A 14,527-nucleotide genomic window follows, 5' to 3' on the forward strand; every position below is an offset into this window, starting at 1 on the left:
ACACAGGCGGACTGACTCAATCGTGCCCAAGTACGAATGCGCGGTTCGCTTCTGCGGCATTGGCGATACCCTCTGACGTCCCATTGCCCTGTTCAATGGCCGTCGCCAGTTCGGTCGCGGCTGAACCTGTCGTAAAGATCGATGCAATTCGCGTCCGACCTCCGAAAAGACCTTTGGAAGCGTCGGCATTGTCATAGGTCAGGTCAAATGTCGAAACCAAACTGACCGCCTCATCATTGGGTCGTTTGTTTTGATCGCGCGATATGGGCGGAACCAGCGTTGTCACGCGGCGCTGTACACCTGCATTGACCTCGACGGGCAGCGCCTTGGCGGGATCAGAGCGCAAGGCGATGTTCACGCCGCTGCGTTCCCCATAGACCAAACTGCGATCCTGAATCGAGGTGCAGCCGACAAGGCCAAAGCCCCCGATTGCCAGGAGGATGATCCAAGAAAGTCTTGGGTTGTCAGCCATTGCCATTTCCTCCGGTCGATTGGTTGTCATTGCCCTGTTCATTGCCGGTGTCCTTGTCTTTTCCCTCTTTGTCTTCACCGCAGGTGACCAGTCTCGCGGCACCATCGGTTCGGTTTTTTGTTCCAAGCGTCTTTGCAAGTTTGTTTGCGGCGTCTCCGGTGGAAATGACGTCTGAGTATCGGGTCAAGAAAATGCTCTTGGTTTCCATCCGTGTGCAGCCGAATACGGCCATAGCCTCGCGATCTGTGCGCGATGTGCCGTCGGGACCGACCTTGCCTGGTTCAATCACGGGAACCACGGCAGCGAAATCTCTGTCATAACCGATCACAACCTGGCCTTGCTGCCGATTGGCGCTGACGGCGGCATTGATACCGACAACTGTATCATGCGCGACATAAAGCGTATCGCCGCATCCCCAAACACTGCTTAACCCACACAAAATAAATAATTTTTTCACGTCCCCGTCTCCTTCATGCACAGAGTGTCATCCTGTTGATCAACGCTGGTTGCCGACAGGTCAGTCAGATCCAGATGCAGGCTGCGGGAGATTTCGGCGCCCTGTGGCACATCCACCAGAACAGCGGCCTGATGGCGGCCAAGGGTCAGGCCGCTCCATCTGCGGCCAAGGGCGATCTCCAGCCCTGTCGTGTCTGTAACCGATGCTGCAAGAGTTTGGTTTTTGATCAGTGCCTGACGGTCTGTCAGCCTTGCCGGGCCATCTTCGCAATTTCCGGCAAAAACCAGAACCTCGTGATAGATGCCCAAGCTGAAGATTGCCGTGCCGCGCATCGTAGCAACATGCAGCCCGCGACCGCGCAGCTAGTGCACAATTGCATTGCCAGTCACGATGGCGGCTGAAGATGAGGTGCCGAACCGTTATAAGAGCACCCAGCAAGCGAGGCGCAGAACAATGGCGCCAATGGCAATATATTTCTCGAATAAGTCAATCAACATGCCTTAAAACACTGCTTCTTACTCTGACTGGAAGTTTCCCAAGCGTCAACTCAAAGGGAGGTTTTCGAATACTGCTGAAGTGTTTCGCGATATTGCGGGGCTGTTTTCCCGGGCGCTTCCCACTTGCCAGGGCGCGTTATTCGGCGCTGGTGATCGTCACGCAAGCGCGTAACTGCGCCAATTTTCAGCGTTTTCGCTCTGAGGGCGTGACAGCCCCTGTTCTGCGCGCTAGCATTCACGTGTGTGCATCTGTCAGCACATGCATTGCCTGCACGCGGTCAAGCCGCGCCTGGATTTTTAACAGATTAAAACAGGGCCATCGTGGGGAGCGGACTGGATGGATCTGAGGGAATACACAAGACACTACGCAGTTCAGGACAACAGATTGGCTGCACTGAGCTATTTTGGCACGTTCGCGGTGTATTTCGCATCGCTGTCTCTAGCGATCGTGTTCGTGGACCGCTGGTACATCATGATCCCGGCCGGGATCGTCTTCGCCTTTTCGGCGGTACGCCTTTATGTGCTGCAACATGATTGCGGGCACCATTCGCTGTTTGAAACGCGAATGCAGAACGAATGGGCAGGGCATGGTCTTTCGCCATTCACCTTTGCACCGTTCGAGGTGATGAAACAGAACCACAATCTGCACCACGCGGGGATCGGAAACCTCGAGCATCGTGAGACCGGTGAAATTCACACGATGACATTGCGGGAATGGCAGGACGCGGACTGGAAAACCCGTTTGTTTTACAGGTTGTATCGAAACCCTTTCATCCTGGTGCCGGTCGGTGCGCTGTTCACATATTTCATTCGCTATCGCTGGCCCAAGAACACTGTTCGTTTCGGTGTCGCAGGCGTCTTGCTGCACAATGCATCGATCATCGTATTTTTGGGCCTGTTGTACCTGGTGGCGGGCTTGACCGGTATTCTGGTCTGGCTGGTGTTTTCGTTTCTGGGCGGAATGCTGGGTGTGTTTCTCGTGTATCTGCAACACAATTTTGAAGATACCTATTGGGATCGCCGTCCTGACCTGAACCCGCAGACCGCAGCGTTGCATGGATCTTCCGCACTGGATTTCGGATGGTGGTTCGATACCGCCGTCGCCTGTATCACGTTACATGACATCCACCATTACAACGCGCGTATCCCATCGTACCGGTTGCGGGCCTGCCACTATAATCTGCCGCCTGAATTCACGCCTCGTCGGATCAAGTTCCCCGAGGCTGTAGCGGCTTTGAACCTCAAGCTTTGGGATGAGGATGCGAAACGCCTCGTGCCATTCCCGAAAAATGACCGAACCGCTGGGTTGGCGCATAGCTGATCCATTGGTTCCGAGAAGGCAAGTGCTGAACTTGCGGATATGCATATCCAGTGTATATGCGATGAGGCAGGGCGATGGAGAAAGGACCTTTGGATGACTGTAGTGACCGACGTAAAAGGTGTGGGAGAGGCGCTGAAAAAAGCCCTTGCAGCCAATGGCTTTAAGACCGCAGAAGCGATAGCGAAGGCGTCACCCGCAGATCTGGTCAAGGTTCCTCGGGTCGGTGAGAGCCGCGCCGCCCTATTGATCGAAGCCGCAAAAGCGGCAATAGCCGCAACGCTTGCCGCCGGTAAGTCTGGCGCGCGCAAGGCGCCGGCACGAAAGCCAGCGGCACGGAAACCAGCAACCGCAAAACCAGCCGCCCGAAAGCCGGCGACACGAAAAGCCGCCCCGCGCAAGACCGTGGCCGCTGTAGCGGCAGAAAAACGGGCGGAAGAAGCTGCACGCAAAGCGGCAGAAGAACAAGCGGCGGCCGAAAAAGCCGAAGCCGCAGCCAAGAAAAAGGCCAAGGCCAAGGCGAAAGCTGAAAAAGCCGCCAAGAAACGCAAAGAAATGGAAGCCGCGTTTTCCAAGGCCAAGGATAAGGTGAAAGCAAAGTCCAAGAAGGACAAAAAATCGAAAAAGGACGAAAAGAAAAAAGACGCCAAGAAGGGCAAAAAAGACGCCGAGAAAGGCAAGAAAAAAAGTGACAAGAAGAAAGATAGCAAGAAGGACAAGAAAAAGGCGAAGAAATAAATTCCTTCGCCCCGTCTTGCATTGTGAACCGGCGCCTCATGGTGCCGGTTTCGTTTTTCAGGCTAGTGTGCCGTCCAGTTGCAGGGTCAGTTTGCCGCCCAGATAGGGGCTTAGGACTTCGGGCAGGGTCACGGTGCCGTCCGCGTTCTGGCCATTTTCCAGCACGGCAATCAGGCAACGCCCAACAGCCAAACCTGAACCGTTCAGCGTATGGACGTATTCCGGCTTGCCGCCACCTTCGGGGCGGAACCTAGCGTTCATGCGGCGGGCCTGGAAATCACCGCATGTCGAAACCGAGCTGATCTCGCGATAGGTGTCCTGACCGGGTAACCAGGCCTCGATATCATAGGTGCGGCGGGCGCCAAAGCCCATGTCACCGGTACACAGGATGACAGTGCGGTAAGGAATGCCCAGCTTTTCCAGAATGCCCTCGGCGCAGCGCAGCATGCGATTTTGTTCTTCATCCGATTTGTCCGGATGCGTGATCGAAACCATCTCGACCTTTTCGAACTGGTGCTGCCGCAACATCCCGCGGGTGTCTTTGCCCGCGGATCCGGCCTCGGACCGGAAGCACAGGGAATGCGCGGTGTAGCGTCGGGGCAGATAGCTTTCCTCGATCAAGCTGTCGTTTACGATATTGGTCAGCGACACTTCGGAGGTCGGGATAAGCCACCAGCCTTCGCGGGTCTGATAGCTGTCTTCGCCAAATTTCGGCAATTGGCCGGTGCCCTGCATCATCTCGGACAGAACCAGAACCGGGCCATTCACCTCGGTCAGCCCGTTTTCGGTGATATGCGTATCCAGCATGAACTGCGCCAAAGCGCGATGAATACGGGCGACGCCACCGGACAGCAGCACAAATCGCGAACCCGAGAGTTTGGCTGCGGTTTCGAAATCCATGCCTTGCTGAACGGCTTCGATCTCGAAGTGTTCCTTGGGCGCAAAACCCAGCTCAAGCGGTGTGCCCCAGCGGCTGATCTCGACATTGTCGTTTTCATCCACGCCATCCGGCACATCCTCGGCGGGCAGATTTGCGATCCGGATCAACTGATCCGTCAGCAGGGCATCCAGATCCTTGGCCTCGGTCTGCATCCGCGCGATTTCGGCTTTTTTCTCGGCAACCAGCGCGCGCAGGCGTTCGAATTCGGCTTCGTCGCCTCGAGCTTTGGCAGCCCCGACTTCCTTGGACGCCTTGTTCTGTTCGGCTTGCGCTGTTTCGGCCGCCAGAATCTTGGCGCGGCGGCTTTCGTCCAGCCTGAGCACATCTGACGACACCGGCGCGTCCCCACGGCGCGCTAAAGCGGCGTCGAAAGCGGCAGGGTTTTCGCGAATGGCGCGGATGTCGTGCATGTCTCAGATCCTTGAATGCGTGAATCACTGAAACCGCTTATGCACCATCTGTGGGGCAGGGTGTAGCGCCGGTTACGACTTATCCGCTTCCTCGTGCGATTCATGTGCCAGATGTCCATCCCATTCATCCGCCGGGATTTTTGGTTCTGGCGGATCAGCCATGTAAGATGGCGTCATGATCTGCACTTTGTTCTCGTTGAAAACGGCGACAATGTTGCGATGCAGGTCCGAGCGGATTTTGGGAATGATGCTGCCGCGGGTGGTGTAACCGTTGATCTGATAATTGATGGCGTAGTCGGCCAGCGCCGTCCACAGTACGAAAGGTTCAGGTTTGGCCTTGATGCCCTTGGTGCGGTTGGCCGCCTCGATCAGCATTGCTTCGACCTTTTCGGGCGGTTCTTCATATCCGATGCCAACCGTCGTGTGCAGCAGCAACCCACTGCCATCGGTTTTCTTCGAGAAATTCACAACATCCGAATTCATCAATTGAGCGTTCGGGATCGAAATCAGCTCGTTCTTGATGGATTTCAGATGCGTCTCCATCAGTTTGATCTGAACCACGTCGCCGATATGGTCCCCGATCTGAATGCGGTCGCCAATTGACGTGGAGCGGCGATAGATCACGAAAAGCCCCGCCAGCATGTTGGACACGACCGAGTTGGCACCCAGCGACAGCATGGCGCCGACCAGAATGGTCAGACCCTGGAAGGCGGCCGAATCCGAACCGGGAATGTAGGGAACGGCAAAGACGAGCGCGATCAGAATCACGATAACCCGAGCGATGTTGAACGTCGGATTGACCCAGTGTTTTTCAAAATCGCCCATTTCGAACGAACCGGCTTCGACCGCGTCGAAGAACACGCGCATGCCCTTGATTATGTACAACGTGACCCATGCGATTAGGCTGAGCATAATCAGGTTTGGGATATAGCTGAGTATTCCCTTGAATATCAGCAGTACCGGTTCTGTCAGATAGGTCAGCAGCAGTTGCGCGAAATAGCGTGTTTCCGCAAAGGCCAGTAGAACGAAGGACAGGTAGTAGTAGAAGCCGAGAAAGAAGATGACCAACAGGGCAAAATTCAGCCCGTATCGGATCAGGGCGGCGATTGCTTCGGCCTGAACGCTTTTGGCCGTCGCCGTTTCGACATCCTTCAAATAACGCTTTACCAGTTTCAGAGTGCGCCGCCTGATCCGCCGGTGAAGCCAAAGGATAACCAGCACGAAGACGACAAAGCCTAAGGTCCATCCAGCGGCCTCAATCGCTCCGGATACCCGGGCTTGATCTGTACGGTTGGAGCGGTAGGCAAGGATGGCCTCTTCGATGGCCTGACCATGCAGTAAGCCGAGGACGTCCAGCTCCATCTGATCCAGTTCGGCGTCTGCAAGCGTCACGATCGATACGATTTCACCGTCGGCGCGAATGCGTATGCCTAGGTCGGTTTCTTCAAAGGTGATGTCGACGGTGGGGCTTTCAGAGGCTTCGGCCACCTCAATAATCTTGTTCTGCACGCTTTCGGCACGTTCCGGCGCGGGCAGAGCGCTGGAGCCGCGCAGGAAGAACAACATGTCGCCGTCCACGATGACGGGCGCCTTGAAACTTTCGGTTTCTTCCGCCTCGGGTTCGGTGGCTTCGGCAGGCAATTCCTGGGCCTTCACCGGCGCGGCCAGACACAGGATCAAGCTCAGCAAGGACAGCAAAAGCGTCAACGATTGGAATGGTTTGTATCTAGCTCTCATTGCCCCCCCTGATGTTCGACTATAGCCAATTTGAAATACCTGCATAGAACATATCTGCAACGATTTACCGGTTCGTGTGGCACCTTTCTCAGGTTGCGGCCGATCACATGACCACCTTTGCTTGCAAACACGCATTTCAAAGCATAGGTTCCGGCAAAATTTGCGGAACGGTGCCGCAAGATCTGAACAAAGGAATATCCCATGGAAGGTGGCGCAATCGCCCAGTTTCTCCCGCTGATCCTGATCTTTGCGATCATGTATTTCCTGCTGATCCGTCCGCAGCAGAAGAAAATGAAGGAACATCAGGCCATGGTCGATGCCGTGCGTCGGGGGGATCAGGTTGTCACCCAGGGCGGGCTGATCGGCAAAGTGTCGAAGGTCAAGGAAGGCGATAACGAGATCGAAGTCGAGATCGCCGAAGGTGTCAAAGTGCGTGTGGTCAAATCGACCATCGCCCAGGTTCTGAACAAAACCGAACCCGCGAAATAACACCACCTTACAAATCCTTGAAAAGGCAGGGTAATGCTGCACATTGATACCTGGAAGCGGGTTCTGATCTGGCTGGTCTGCGTGACTGGCCTGATCATGGCCCTGCCAAATGCGTTTTACACACGGGTCGAGCAATCAAACGACGCCAAAGCCGCGATCGAGCTGGGCGTGGATACGCCCGAGTTGCAGGTCGAGGCGGGGCAATGGCCGAACTGGCTGCCCTCGTCGCTGGTCAATCTGGGCCTTGACCTGCGCGGCGGTGCACATCTGTTGGCCGAAGTTCAGGTGCAGGACGTCTACGAATCCCGGATGGAGGCGATGTGGCCAGATATCCGTGACGCCCTGCGCGATGAGCGCTCGACCGTCGGGACGGTCCGCCGTCAGGAATCGGCCCCAGATGAGATTCGCGTGCGCATCAGCCAGCCTGAGGGCATGGCGCGGGCACTGGAGGTCGTGCGCGGTCTTGCCCGTCAAGTGCAGACCCTGACCGGTGTCGGGGCAACGGATATCGAGGCACGTGCCGAAGGCGACACGATTGTCGTTCAGTTGTCCGAGGCAGAAAAACTGGCCTCAGACGACCGCACAGTGCGTCAATCGTTGGAAATCATCCGTCGCCGGATCGACGAAGTGGGCACCCGAGAGCCGACCATTCAGCGTCAGGGTGCCGATCGTATCCTGATTCAGGTGCCTGGCATCGGCAGCGCGGGTGAGTTGAAAGAGATCATCGGCACGACGGCGCAACTGACCTTTAACCCGGTCGCCGGACGCGGCACCAATCCGGATGCCGTTGCAGGCATCGGCGAAGAAATTGTGCCGTCGATTGACGAAAGCGGTGTTTACTACACAATTGAATCCGCTCCGGTCGTTACCGGAGAGGAACTGGTCGATGCGCAGCCCGCATTCGACCAAAACGGTCGCCCTGCGGTCAATTTCCGGTTCAACACGTCTGGTGCGCGCAAATTCGGGGATTATACCCGCGACAATATCGGAGCCCCCTTTGCCATCGTTCTGGACGACGAGGTAATTTCGGCCCCCGTGATCCAAAGTCATATTCCGGGCGGTTCAGGCATCATCACCGGCAACTTTACGGTTGAGGAAAGCACCAATCTGGCCGTCCTGCTGCGAGCGGGCGCACTGCCTGCCGGCCTGGAGTTCCTCGAAGAACGTACCATCGGACCCGAGTTGGGGCAGGACAGTATCGACGCGGGCAAAGTCGCCACAATCGTGGCCTTTGTGGCAGTACTGGTTTTCATGGCGCTCAGCTATGGTCTGTTCGGGATCTTCGCCAACATCGCGCTGATCATCAATGTGGGCCTGTTGTTCGGTCTGCTATCCATGATCGGAGCAACCTTGACCCTGCCGGGTATCGCGGGGATCGTATTGACAGTCGGTATGGCGGTGGACGCCAACGTGCTGATTTTTGAACGTATCCGCGAGGAATTGAAATCCGCCAAAGGTCCGGCGCGCGCAATCGAACTGGGCTATGAAAAGGCGCTGTCTGCCATTCTGGATGCGAACGTGACCACATTCATCACCGCCGTGATCCTGTTTGCCATGGGCAGTGGCCCGGTGCGCGGCTTTGCAATCACTCTGGGCCTCGGCATTCTGACCTCGGTTTTCACCGCGATCTTCGTGACGCGCCTGATGGTCGTGATGTGGTTCGAACGCCGCCGTCCGAAAACGATCGAGGTTTGACATGAGACTGAAACTCGTACCCCAGAACACCTCGTTCGATTTCTTCAACCGCTGGAAGGTCTGGTTGGGCATTTCCGGCCTGATGATGGTGATTGCCTTCACCTCGTTCATGCTGCAAGGGCTGAATTTCGGTATTGATTTCCGGGGTGGCACGACGATCCGGACGCAAAGCGCGGTAGAGATCGATGTGGGCACATACCGAGATGCCATCGCCCCGCTGGAACTGGGCGATGTGACCATCACCGAGATTTTCGATCCAACCTTTGCGGATGACGAAAACGTTGCGATGATCCGCATCCAGGCGCAGGAAGATGCCGAGGCTGTCGAAGCAGCGACCATCACCGCCGTAGAGGACGCGTTGCAGCAGGTAATACCTGATATTCAGTTCGTCTCCGTAGAATCCGTCGGCCCCAAGGTCTCGGGCGAGTTGATCCAGACCGCCGTCATCGCGGTGGCTTTGGCGATTGGCGCGGTGCTTGTCTATATCTGGCTACGGTTCGAATGGCAGTTTGCGCTGGGGGCCGTGGCGGCACTGGTTCACGATGTAATCCTGACCATCGGCATCTTCTCGGAACTGCAAATCCGGTTTGATCTGGCCATTATCGCGGCCCTTCTGACCATCGTCGGTTATTCGCTGAACGACACCGTGGTCGTTTTCGACCGGGTGCGAGAGAATCTGCGGAAGTACAAAAAGAAAGACCTCAAAGAGGTGCTGAACATTTCGATCAACGAGACGCTCAGCCGGACGGTGATGACCTCGGTCACGACGTTGCTGGCGTTGATCTCACTTTATGTTCTGGGCGGCGATGTGATCCGCGGCTTCGTGTTCGCGATGATCTGGGGCGTGATCGTGGGCACTTATTCATCGGTCTTCGTCGCTTCGACCATCCTGTTGTGGCTGGGGGTCAAGCGCGACTGGTCCAAGCCGTCGAACACGGCGGGCAACCAGTTTGCCAATATTGATGCCTGAGGCGTTGCAACAGGCCTTGTCCCTGCCGGGGCTGGGTTGGTTGGTTCTTACCATAGGAGCCGCGGGACTTGTCCGCGGCTTCACTGGTTTTGGCACCGCGATGATCTTTGTTCCGGTGGCCACTCAATTTCTGCCGATTGCCGATGTCGTCTTTCTGATGGCAGCCACCGGGATCGTATCGACTTTTGCGCTGGCGCCGCAGGCATGGCGTGAATGCGACAAGACCGAAATCAGCACTTTGGGCGTTGCAGCGGCATTGACCGTGCCGCTTGGCCTTTGGGTCATGGCACAGGCCGACACGGTCGTTCTGCGCTGGATTGCCTGCGGTATCACCGGCGTGACCCTGTTGGCGATCGTCACTGGCTGGCGCTGGCAGGGACGGCTGGGTGTGCCCGGACGGATGGCCATCGGAGGCAGCGCAGGCGTGATCGGTGGCATGACCGGACTGACCGGCCCGGTCGTTATCGTATTCTATCTGGCCAGCTCTTCAGATGTGCGCAAGATTCGTGCCAACACGATCATCTTTCTGGCTTTGCTGGACGTGGCCATCGTCTTCAGCATCCTGATCGGAGGCGCTGCGGATCTGTCGATCCTTTGGATTGTCCTGCTGCTGGGCTTGCCCTATCTGACCACGACACTGATCGGCAAGGCTCTGTTCGATCCAAAGCTCGAACGGATCTATCGCACTGCGGCTTATTCGGTCATTCTGATAGCAGTCGTGTCCGGTTTGCCGATCCTGGATTGAAGGAGGGAAGGAATGCGCCTCAACCAAGTTACGTTTTCGGATGCCAAGCCGGTTGATGGCTACGGCCCCGGTTTTTTCCGCATTGGCGGTGATGTGTTCGAAGGCGCAGTTCTGACCGGCCCCGCAGGACCTGCCATCTGGGGCGGTTATGAAGATGCGCAACCACTTCTGGAACTGGCTGATGAAATTGACGTTCTGCTTGTCGGCACTGGCAAAGACATGGCCCACATTCCCCAGTCTTTGCGCACCCGGTTGGAGAGTGCCGGTGTCGGCGTCGAAATCATGAATTCTCCGGCTGCGTGCCGCACCTACAATGTCTTGCTCTCTGAAGGTCGCCGAATAGCGCTTGCTCTGATCCCGGTCTGACGGGATCCCTTCATCTGGCCGAAAATATCCCGGGGTGTGTGAGGGGCTGGCCCCTCACTCGGACCTCTCTGCTCAAAGCTCCCACAACCGAACTGCGGCAAATCCCACCTTTTGCCTTTGATGACATTCCGATAAGCGGGTCTCATGACTCTGATTGTAACCGACCTGTCGATCACCCGTGGTGGCATTCCCGTCCTGGAGCATCTCAGCTTTCAGCTGCCTCCGGGCAAAGCGCTGATTCTGCGTGGGCCGAACGGGATCGGCAAAACGACCCTTCTGCGCACATTGGCCGGGTTGCAGCCGCCGCTGAAGGGTCAGATCCAGAGCGCGGAAGACCAGATTGCATATGCGTCCCATTCGGACGGGCTGAAACCGACGCTGACTGTATCCGAGAACCTGACGTTCTGGGCTTCTGTCTTTGGCACCAACGGCATCCAGACGGCGCTGGACGCGTTCCAGTTGAACGAGCTGTCGGATCGCCATGCGGGGTACCTGTCGGCCGGTCAGAAACGGCGGCTGGGGCTGGCACGCATGCTGGTCACCGGGCGGCCGATCTGGATGCTGGACGAGCCGACCGTTTCGCTGGACAGAAATGCGGTGCAAATGTTCGCCGATGCAGTCCGCGCGCATCTGGGGCAGGGTGGGTCAGCCCTGATCGCGACCCATATCGACCTTGGTCTGGATGGCGAGGTTCTGGACGTCGGCCCGAACAAGGCCAAACCCAAACCCATTGACGATTTCGACGGAGGTTTCCTGTGATCGCCCTTCTGCTGCGCGACCTGAAACTGGCCTTCCGAGCGGGTGGCGGGTTTGGTTTGGGATTGGCCTTTTTCCTGATCGTGACTGTGATGGTGCCGTTTGCAGTGGGGCCACAATCGTCACTGCTGACCACCATCGCGCCGGGTGTGCTCTGGCTGGGGGCGTTGCTGGCCTGCCTGCTGTCTCTTGACCGTCTTCTGGCGCTGGACTGGGAGGACGGATCGCTGGACCTGCTGGCCACGGCGCCGCTGCCGCTGGAATCAGTCGTGACCATTAAGGCGCTGGCCCACTGGCTGACCACAGGCCTGCCTTTGGTTCTGGCCGCACCTTTTCTGGGGGTCCTGCTGAACCTGCCTGCGCAGGGGTTCTTCTGGCTTGTCATCTCGCTGCTGATCGGCACCCCGGCCATGAGCGTGATCGGAACATTCGGTGCTGCCCTGACCGTCGGTCTCAAGCGCGGCGGGTTGCTGTTGTCGCTCTTGGTGCTGCCGCTTTACGTCCCCACCCTGATTTTCGGGGCCGAGGTCGCCCGGCGTGGGGCAACGGGGATGGACGTGCAGACGTCTTTGTTGATGCTGGCGGGGATCACGGCGGCCACCATCGCGTTGTTGCCCTTTGCCAGCGCGGCTGTGTTACGTATCAATCTGCGGTGAACCGCCCCAACTTTGACTGATGTCAATTGAGAATACCCCCAACTCGGACTAGATAGGGCCCATGTCGATAGCAGCCAAAGCCAATGCCCTCTGGGAATACGCCAACCCGCGCAAGTTTCTTGCGACCAGTGAACGTGTCCTGCCGTTTTTCTGGATCGTCTCGATCTTCTGCATCGTCGTCGGGCTGGTCTGGGGGTTCTTCTTCACGCCGGACGACTATAAACAAGGGTCGACGGTCAAGATCATCTATCTGCACGTCCCGGCGGCACTGATGGCGATCAATTGCTGGCTGATGATGTTGGCAACTTCTCTGGTCTGGCTGGTTCGACGTCATCATGTCAGCGCGCTGGCGGCACGGGCGGCTGCGCCGATCGGGATCGTGATGACCTTGATTGCGTTGCTGACCGGGGCGATCTGGGGACAGCCCATGTGGGGCACCTGGTGGGCGTGGGATCCGCGTCTGACGTCGTTTCTGATCCTGTTCCTGTTCTATCTTGGCTATGTCGCATTGTGGGAAGCCATCGAGGATCCGGACACTGCGGCGGACCTGACCTCGGTTCTGTGTCTGGTCGGATCCGTGTTCGCGCTGCTCAGCCGATATGCGGTCAACTTCTGGAACCAGGGCTTGCATCAGGGCGCATCGGTCATGCGCGCGGCAGCCGTGACCGGGGCCGATACGGAAGAGAAAGTCAGCAATATCTACTTCTATCCGCTGTTGCTGTGCATCATCGGATTTGTACTGCTGTTCATCGCTTTGGTGCTGTACCGCACCGGAACTGAAATCCGCGCGCGGCGCATCAAGGCGTTGCAGGCGCGGGAAAGGGTGGGCGGATGATCCCCGATCTTGGAAAATATGCTGACGCGGTTTTGTCGTCTTATGCCGTGTCCATCATACTGCTGGTGGCATTGATCGTGTTCAGCGTAATGCGAGGGCGAAGGGTACGCACTGAAATGGAAAAGATCGAACAAAGGATTTCGCGAAATGGCTAAGATATCGCCCCTGATGATCGCGCCGCCTTTGATTTTTGGCGCTTTCGCCGTGTTGGCCGGGATCGGTATGTTCCGTGAAGACCCCAACGCGTTGCCCTCTGCCCGCGAAGGCCAACCGGCTCCGCCCGTGGTTCTGAGCGAGTTCCCGGAAAAGAAGCTGTTTGATGATGCCACGCTGCGGGATGGAGAGGTCAAGCTGGTAAACTACTGGGCCAGCTGGTGCGCGCCATGCCGTGCCGAGCATCCCAATCTGGAGGCTCTGGCCGCCGAAGGCATCCCGGTCTATGGCGTCAACTACAAAGACCAGTTGGACAACGCCCAAGCCTTTTTGACCGAGCTTGGCGATCCCTACGCCGCGATTGGACGTGATGAGAAAGGTCGCATGGCATTGGATTGGGGCCTTTACGGCGTTCCCGAAACCTATGTGGTTGATGGCGACGGCACGATCATTTTGCGCTTTGCCGGCCCGATTACGCAGCGGGTGATTGAAAACACTCTGCGTCCGGCGTTGGAAAAGGCTGCGGGCGGTTGAGCAATTTGGAAAACGAGGTTTAAGCCGCCTTACAAGCGATAGCCTCCGGTCACGCCCAGGACCTCTCCGGTTACGAATCCCGCCGCGTCCGAGGTCAGAAACCGAACGACCCTGGCGATGTCTTCCGGAGTTCCGATCCGGCCCAGCGCCGTTTCCCTGACGAAGAGCGATGTCAGATCGTCAGGGCGGGGGGCTTCGGGGATGTTGATGGCACCCGGTGCAACCGCGTTGACGCGGATTCCGTCCGGGCCAAGCTCTTTTGCCATGGCGCGCGTCCAGAGGTTCAGCGCGGCTTTGCTTGCCCCGTAGGTCGCGGCGTCCCGCGGTGGCAATGTTGCGTTCATCGATGAGATGCTGACGATCGAAGCGCCGCGTTTCAGATGCGGCAATGCCGCAGCAAGCAACGCGGCGGGGGCCAGCACGTTGAGGTCAAGAATGGCGCGATGGTCCGCGGCCTGAAACTGTTGTTTCGGAGTGGAGCGAACAAGACCGGCATTGTTTACGATCACGTCCAGTCGCCCGAAGTGATCAATGACCTTTTCGACCACCCGGGTGGGTTGGTTGTCTTTTGTAAGGTCAGACTGAATCGTCAGAACGTCGCCTTTCAGCAATTCTGAATCGGGGTGGCTGGCCAACCAGGTGAAGGCGACACGGTGATCACCGCGCAGGTCTTCGACTATTGCCCGCCCAATTCCACGGGCACCACCGGTTATCAGTGCTACTTTTTCCATGAACTCAGATGACCGGCAAAGCGCCCAG

General features: G+C 57.3%; 18 protein-coding genes. 12 read left to right on the forward strand and 6 right to left on the reverse strand.

The window, feature by feature from the left end; all coding sequences use genetic code 11:
- Window positions 1-16 precede the first annotated feature (16 nt).
- Genes GS611_RS01875 through GS611_RS01885 form a run of 3 tightly spaced genes read right to left on the reverse strand, consistent with a single transcriptional unit; the run spans window position 17 to window position 1,261 of the window.
- Window positions 17-472 (reverse strand): hypothetical protein, encoded by a 456-nt coding sequence (locus tag GS611_RS01875; protein WP_171631377.1) that lies wholly within the window; start codon window positions 470-472, stop codon window positions 17-19.
- The gene (locus GS611_RS01880) at window positions 465-929 is read right to left on the reverse strand and encodes a hypothetical protein (protein ID WP_171631379.1); all 465 of its coding nucleotides are present in this window, start codon (window positions 927-929) and stop codon (window positions 465-467) included. Before GS611_RS01880 ends, GS611_RS01875 begins: the two co-directional genes overlap by 8 nt.
- Window positions 926-1,261 carry a hypothetical protein gene (locus GS611_RS01885; protein ID WP_171631382.1) on the reverse strand — a complete coding sequence of 112 codons (336 nt, stop codon included), beginning with the start codon at window positions 1,259-1,261 and terminating at the stop codon, window positions 926-928. The genes GS611_RS01880 and GS611_RS01885 overlap by 4 nt, the downstream gene beginning before the upstream one ends.
- A gap of 502 nt (window positions 1,262-1,763) precedes the next feature.
- Between GS611_RS01885 and GS611_RS01890 the strand changes: the two genes are divergently transcribed.
- Both GS611_RS01890 and GS611_RS01895 read left to right on the forward strand, forming a co-directional pair.
- Complete coding sequence (locus GS611_RS01890; RefSeq protein ID WP_171631384.1) at window positions 1,764-2,747, forward strand: fatty acid desaturase; 984 nt, start codon at window positions 1,764-1,766, stop codon at window positions 2,745-2,747.
- A gap of 93 nt (window positions 2,748-2,840) precedes the next feature.
- Window positions 2,841-3,482, forward strand: a complete 642-nt coding sequence (locus GS611_RS01895; RefSeq protein WP_171631387.1) for a helix-hairpin-helix domain-containing protein — start codon at window positions 2,841-2,843, stop codon at window positions 3,480-3,482.
- A 57-nt stretch (window positions 3,483-3,539) separates the two neighbouring features.
- Here GS611_RS01895 and serS read toward each other — a convergent pair whose 3' ends face one another.
- Window positions 3,540-4,832: a serine--tRNA ligase gene (gene serS, locus GS611_RS01900; RefSeq protein WP_171631389.1), complete on the reverse strand. Its 1,293-nt coding sequence runs from the start codon at window positions 4,830-4,832 to the stop codon at window positions 3,540-3,542.
- A 72-nt stretch (window positions 4,833-4,904) separates the two neighbouring features.
- A complete protein-coding gene (locus GS611_RS01905; RefSeq protein WP_171631392.1) occupies window positions 4,905-6,569 on the reverse strand; it encodes a mechanosensitive ion channel family protein in 1,665 nt (554 codons plus the stop codon).
- A 201-nt stretch (window positions 6,570-6,770) separates the two neighbouring features.
- Here GS611_RS01905 and yajC point away from each other — a divergent pair, with 201 nt between their 5' ends.
- The 10 genes from yajC to GS611_RS01955 all read left to right on the forward strand — a co-directional run bounded on the left by yajC (window position 6,771) and on the right by GS611_RS01955 (window position 13,768).
- Window positions 6,771-7,058, forward strand: a complete 288-nt coding sequence (yajC, locus tag GS611_RS01910; protein ID WP_117868574.1) for a preprotein translocase subunit YajC — start codon at window positions 6,771-6,773, stop codon at window positions 7,056-7,058.
- Between the two features lie 33 nt (window positions 7,059-7,091).
- Complete coding sequence (gene secD, locus GS611_RS01915) at window positions 7,092-8,753, forward strand: protein translocase subunit SecD (protein ID WP_171631395.1); 1,662 nt, start codon at window positions 7,092-7,094, stop codon at window positions 8,751-8,753.
- A gap of 1 nt (window position 8,754) precedes the next feature.
- Window positions 8,755-9,723 carry a protein translocase subunit SecF gene (gene secF, locus GS611_RS01920; protein ID WP_171115306.1) on the forward strand — a complete coding sequence of 323 codons (969 nt, stop codon included), beginning with the start codon at window positions 8,755-8,757 and terminating at the stop codon, window positions 9,721-9,723.
- Window positions 9,704-10,468 (forward strand): sulfite exporter TauE/SafE family protein, encoded by a 765-nt coding sequence (locus GS611_RS01925; protein WP_371732213.1) that lies wholly within the window; start codon window positions 9,704-9,706, stop codon window positions 10,466-10,468. The genes secF and GS611_RS01925 overlap by 20 nt, the downstream gene beginning before the upstream one ends.
- 12 nt (window positions 10,469-10,480) lie before the next feature.
- Complete coding sequence (locus GS611_RS01930) at window positions 10,481-10,834, forward strand: Mth938-like domain-containing protein (RefSeq protein WP_171631397.1); 354 nt, start codon at window positions 10,481-10,483, stop codon at window positions 10,832-10,834.
- Window positions 10,835-10,978: 144 nt separating this feature from the next.
- Window positions 10,979-11,593 (forward strand): heme ABC exporter ATP-binding protein CcmA, encoded by a 615-nt coding sequence (ccmA, locus tag GS611_RS01935; protein ID WP_171631399.1) that lies wholly within the window; start codon window positions 10,979-10,981, stop codon window positions 11,591-11,593.
- Entirely contained in the window at window positions 11,590-12,246 is a 657-nt protein-coding gene (gene ccmB, locus GS611_RS01940; protein ID WP_171631417.1) for a heme exporter protein CcmB, read from the forward strand. Before ccmA ends, ccmB begins: the two co-directional genes overlap by 4 nt.
- 61 nt (window positions 12,247-12,307) lie before the next feature.
- Complete coding sequence (locus GS611_RS01945) at window positions 12,308-13,081, forward strand: heme ABC transporter permease (protein ID WP_152458361.1); 774 nt, start codon at window positions 12,308-12,310, stop codon at window positions 13,079-13,081.
- Window positions 13,078-13,236 carry a heme exporter protein CcmD gene (gene ccmD, locus GS611_RS01950; protein WP_171631420.1) on the forward strand — a complete coding sequence of 53 codons (159 nt, stop codon included), beginning with the start codon at window positions 13,078-13,080 and terminating at the stop codon, window positions 13,234-13,236. The genes GS611_RS01945 and ccmD overlap by 4 nt, the downstream gene beginning before the upstream one ends.
- Complete coding sequence (locus GS611_RS01955) at window positions 13,229-13,768, forward strand: DsbE family thiol:disulfide interchange protein (protein ID WP_171631422.1); 540 nt, start codon at window positions 13,229-13,231, stop codon at window positions 13,766-13,768. Before ccmD ends, GS611_RS01955 begins: the two co-directional genes overlap by 8 nt.
- A gap of 29 nt (window positions 13,769-13,797) precedes the next feature.
- Here the strand turns inward: GS611_RS01955 and GS611_RS01960 are convergent, their stop codons facing one another.
- Entirely contained in the window at window positions 13,798-14,499 is a 702-nt protein-coding gene (locus tag GS611_RS01960) for an SDR family NAD(P)-dependent oxidoreductase (protein ID WP_171631424.1), read from the reverse strand.
- Between the last annotated feature and the right edge of the window lie 28 nt (window positions 14,500-14,527).

This window comes from Ruegeria sp. HKCCD6119, assembly GCF_013110585.1.
Lineage (GTDB): Bacteria > Pseudomonadota > Alphaproteobacteria > Rhodobacterales > Rhodobacteraceae > Ruegeria.

Excerpts from the sequence above, each read along its gene's own strand:
- GS611_RS01875 (WP_171631377.1), bottom strand. The coding sequence starts at position 472 with ATGGCTGACAACCCAAGACTTTCTTGGATCATCCTCCTGGCAATCGGG.
- GS611_RS01885 (WP_171631382.1), bottom strand. The coding sequence starts at position 1,261 with ATGCGCGGCACGGCAATCTTCAGCTTGGGCATCTATCACGAGGTTCTG.
- GS611_RS01890 (WP_171631384.1), top strand. The coding sequence starts at position 1,764 with ATGGATCTGAGGGAATACACAAGACACTACGCAGTTCAGGACAACAGA.
- GS611_RS01895 (WP_171631387.1), top strand. The coding sequence starts at position 2,841 with ATGACTGTAGTGACCGACGTAAAAGGTGTGGGAGAGGCGCTGAAAAAA.
- serS (WP_171631389.1), bottom strand. The coding sequence starts at position 4,832 with ATGCACGACATCCGCGCCATTCGCGAAAACCCTGCCGCTTTCGACGCC.
- GS611_RS01905 (WP_171631392.1), bottom strand. The coding sequence starts at position 6,569 with ATGAGAGCTAGATACAAACCATTCCAATCGTTGACGCTTTTGCTGTCC.
- yajC (WP_117868574.1), top strand. The coding sequence starts at position 6,771 with ATGGAAGGTGGCGCAATCGCCCAGTTTCTCCCGCTGATCCTGATCTTT.
- secD (WP_171631395.1), top strand. The coding sequence starts at position 7,092 with ATGCTGCACATTGATACCTGGAAGCGGGTTCTGATCTGGCTGGTCTGC.
- secF (WP_171115306.1), top strand. The coding sequence starts at position 8,755 with ATGAGACTGAAACTCGTACCCCAGAACACCTCGTTCGATTTCTTCAAC.
- GS611_RS01930 (WP_171631397.1), top strand. The coding sequence starts at position 10,481 with ATGCGCCTCAACCAAGTTACGTTTTCGGATGCCAAGCCGGTTGATGGC.
- ccmA (WP_171631399.1), top strand. The coding sequence starts at position 10,979 with ATGACTCTGATTGTAACCGACCTGTCGATCACCCGTGGTGGCATTCCC.
- GS611_RS01945 (WP_152458361.1), top strand. The coding sequence starts at position 12,308 with ATGTCGATAGCAGCCAAAGCCAATGCCCTCTGGGAATACGCCAACCCG.
- ccmD (WP_171631420.1), top strand. The coding sequence starts at position 13,078 with ATGATCCCCGATCTTGGAAAATATGCTGACGCGGTTTTGTCGTCTTAT.
- GS611_RS01955 (WP_171631422.1), top strand. The coding sequence starts at position 13,229 with ATGGCTAAGATATCGCCCCTGATGATCGCGCCGCCTTTGATTTTTGGC.
- GS611_RS01960 (WP_171631424.1), bottom strand. The coding sequence starts at position 14,499 with ATGGAAAAAGTAGCACTGATAACCGGTGGTGCCCGTGGAATTGGGCGG.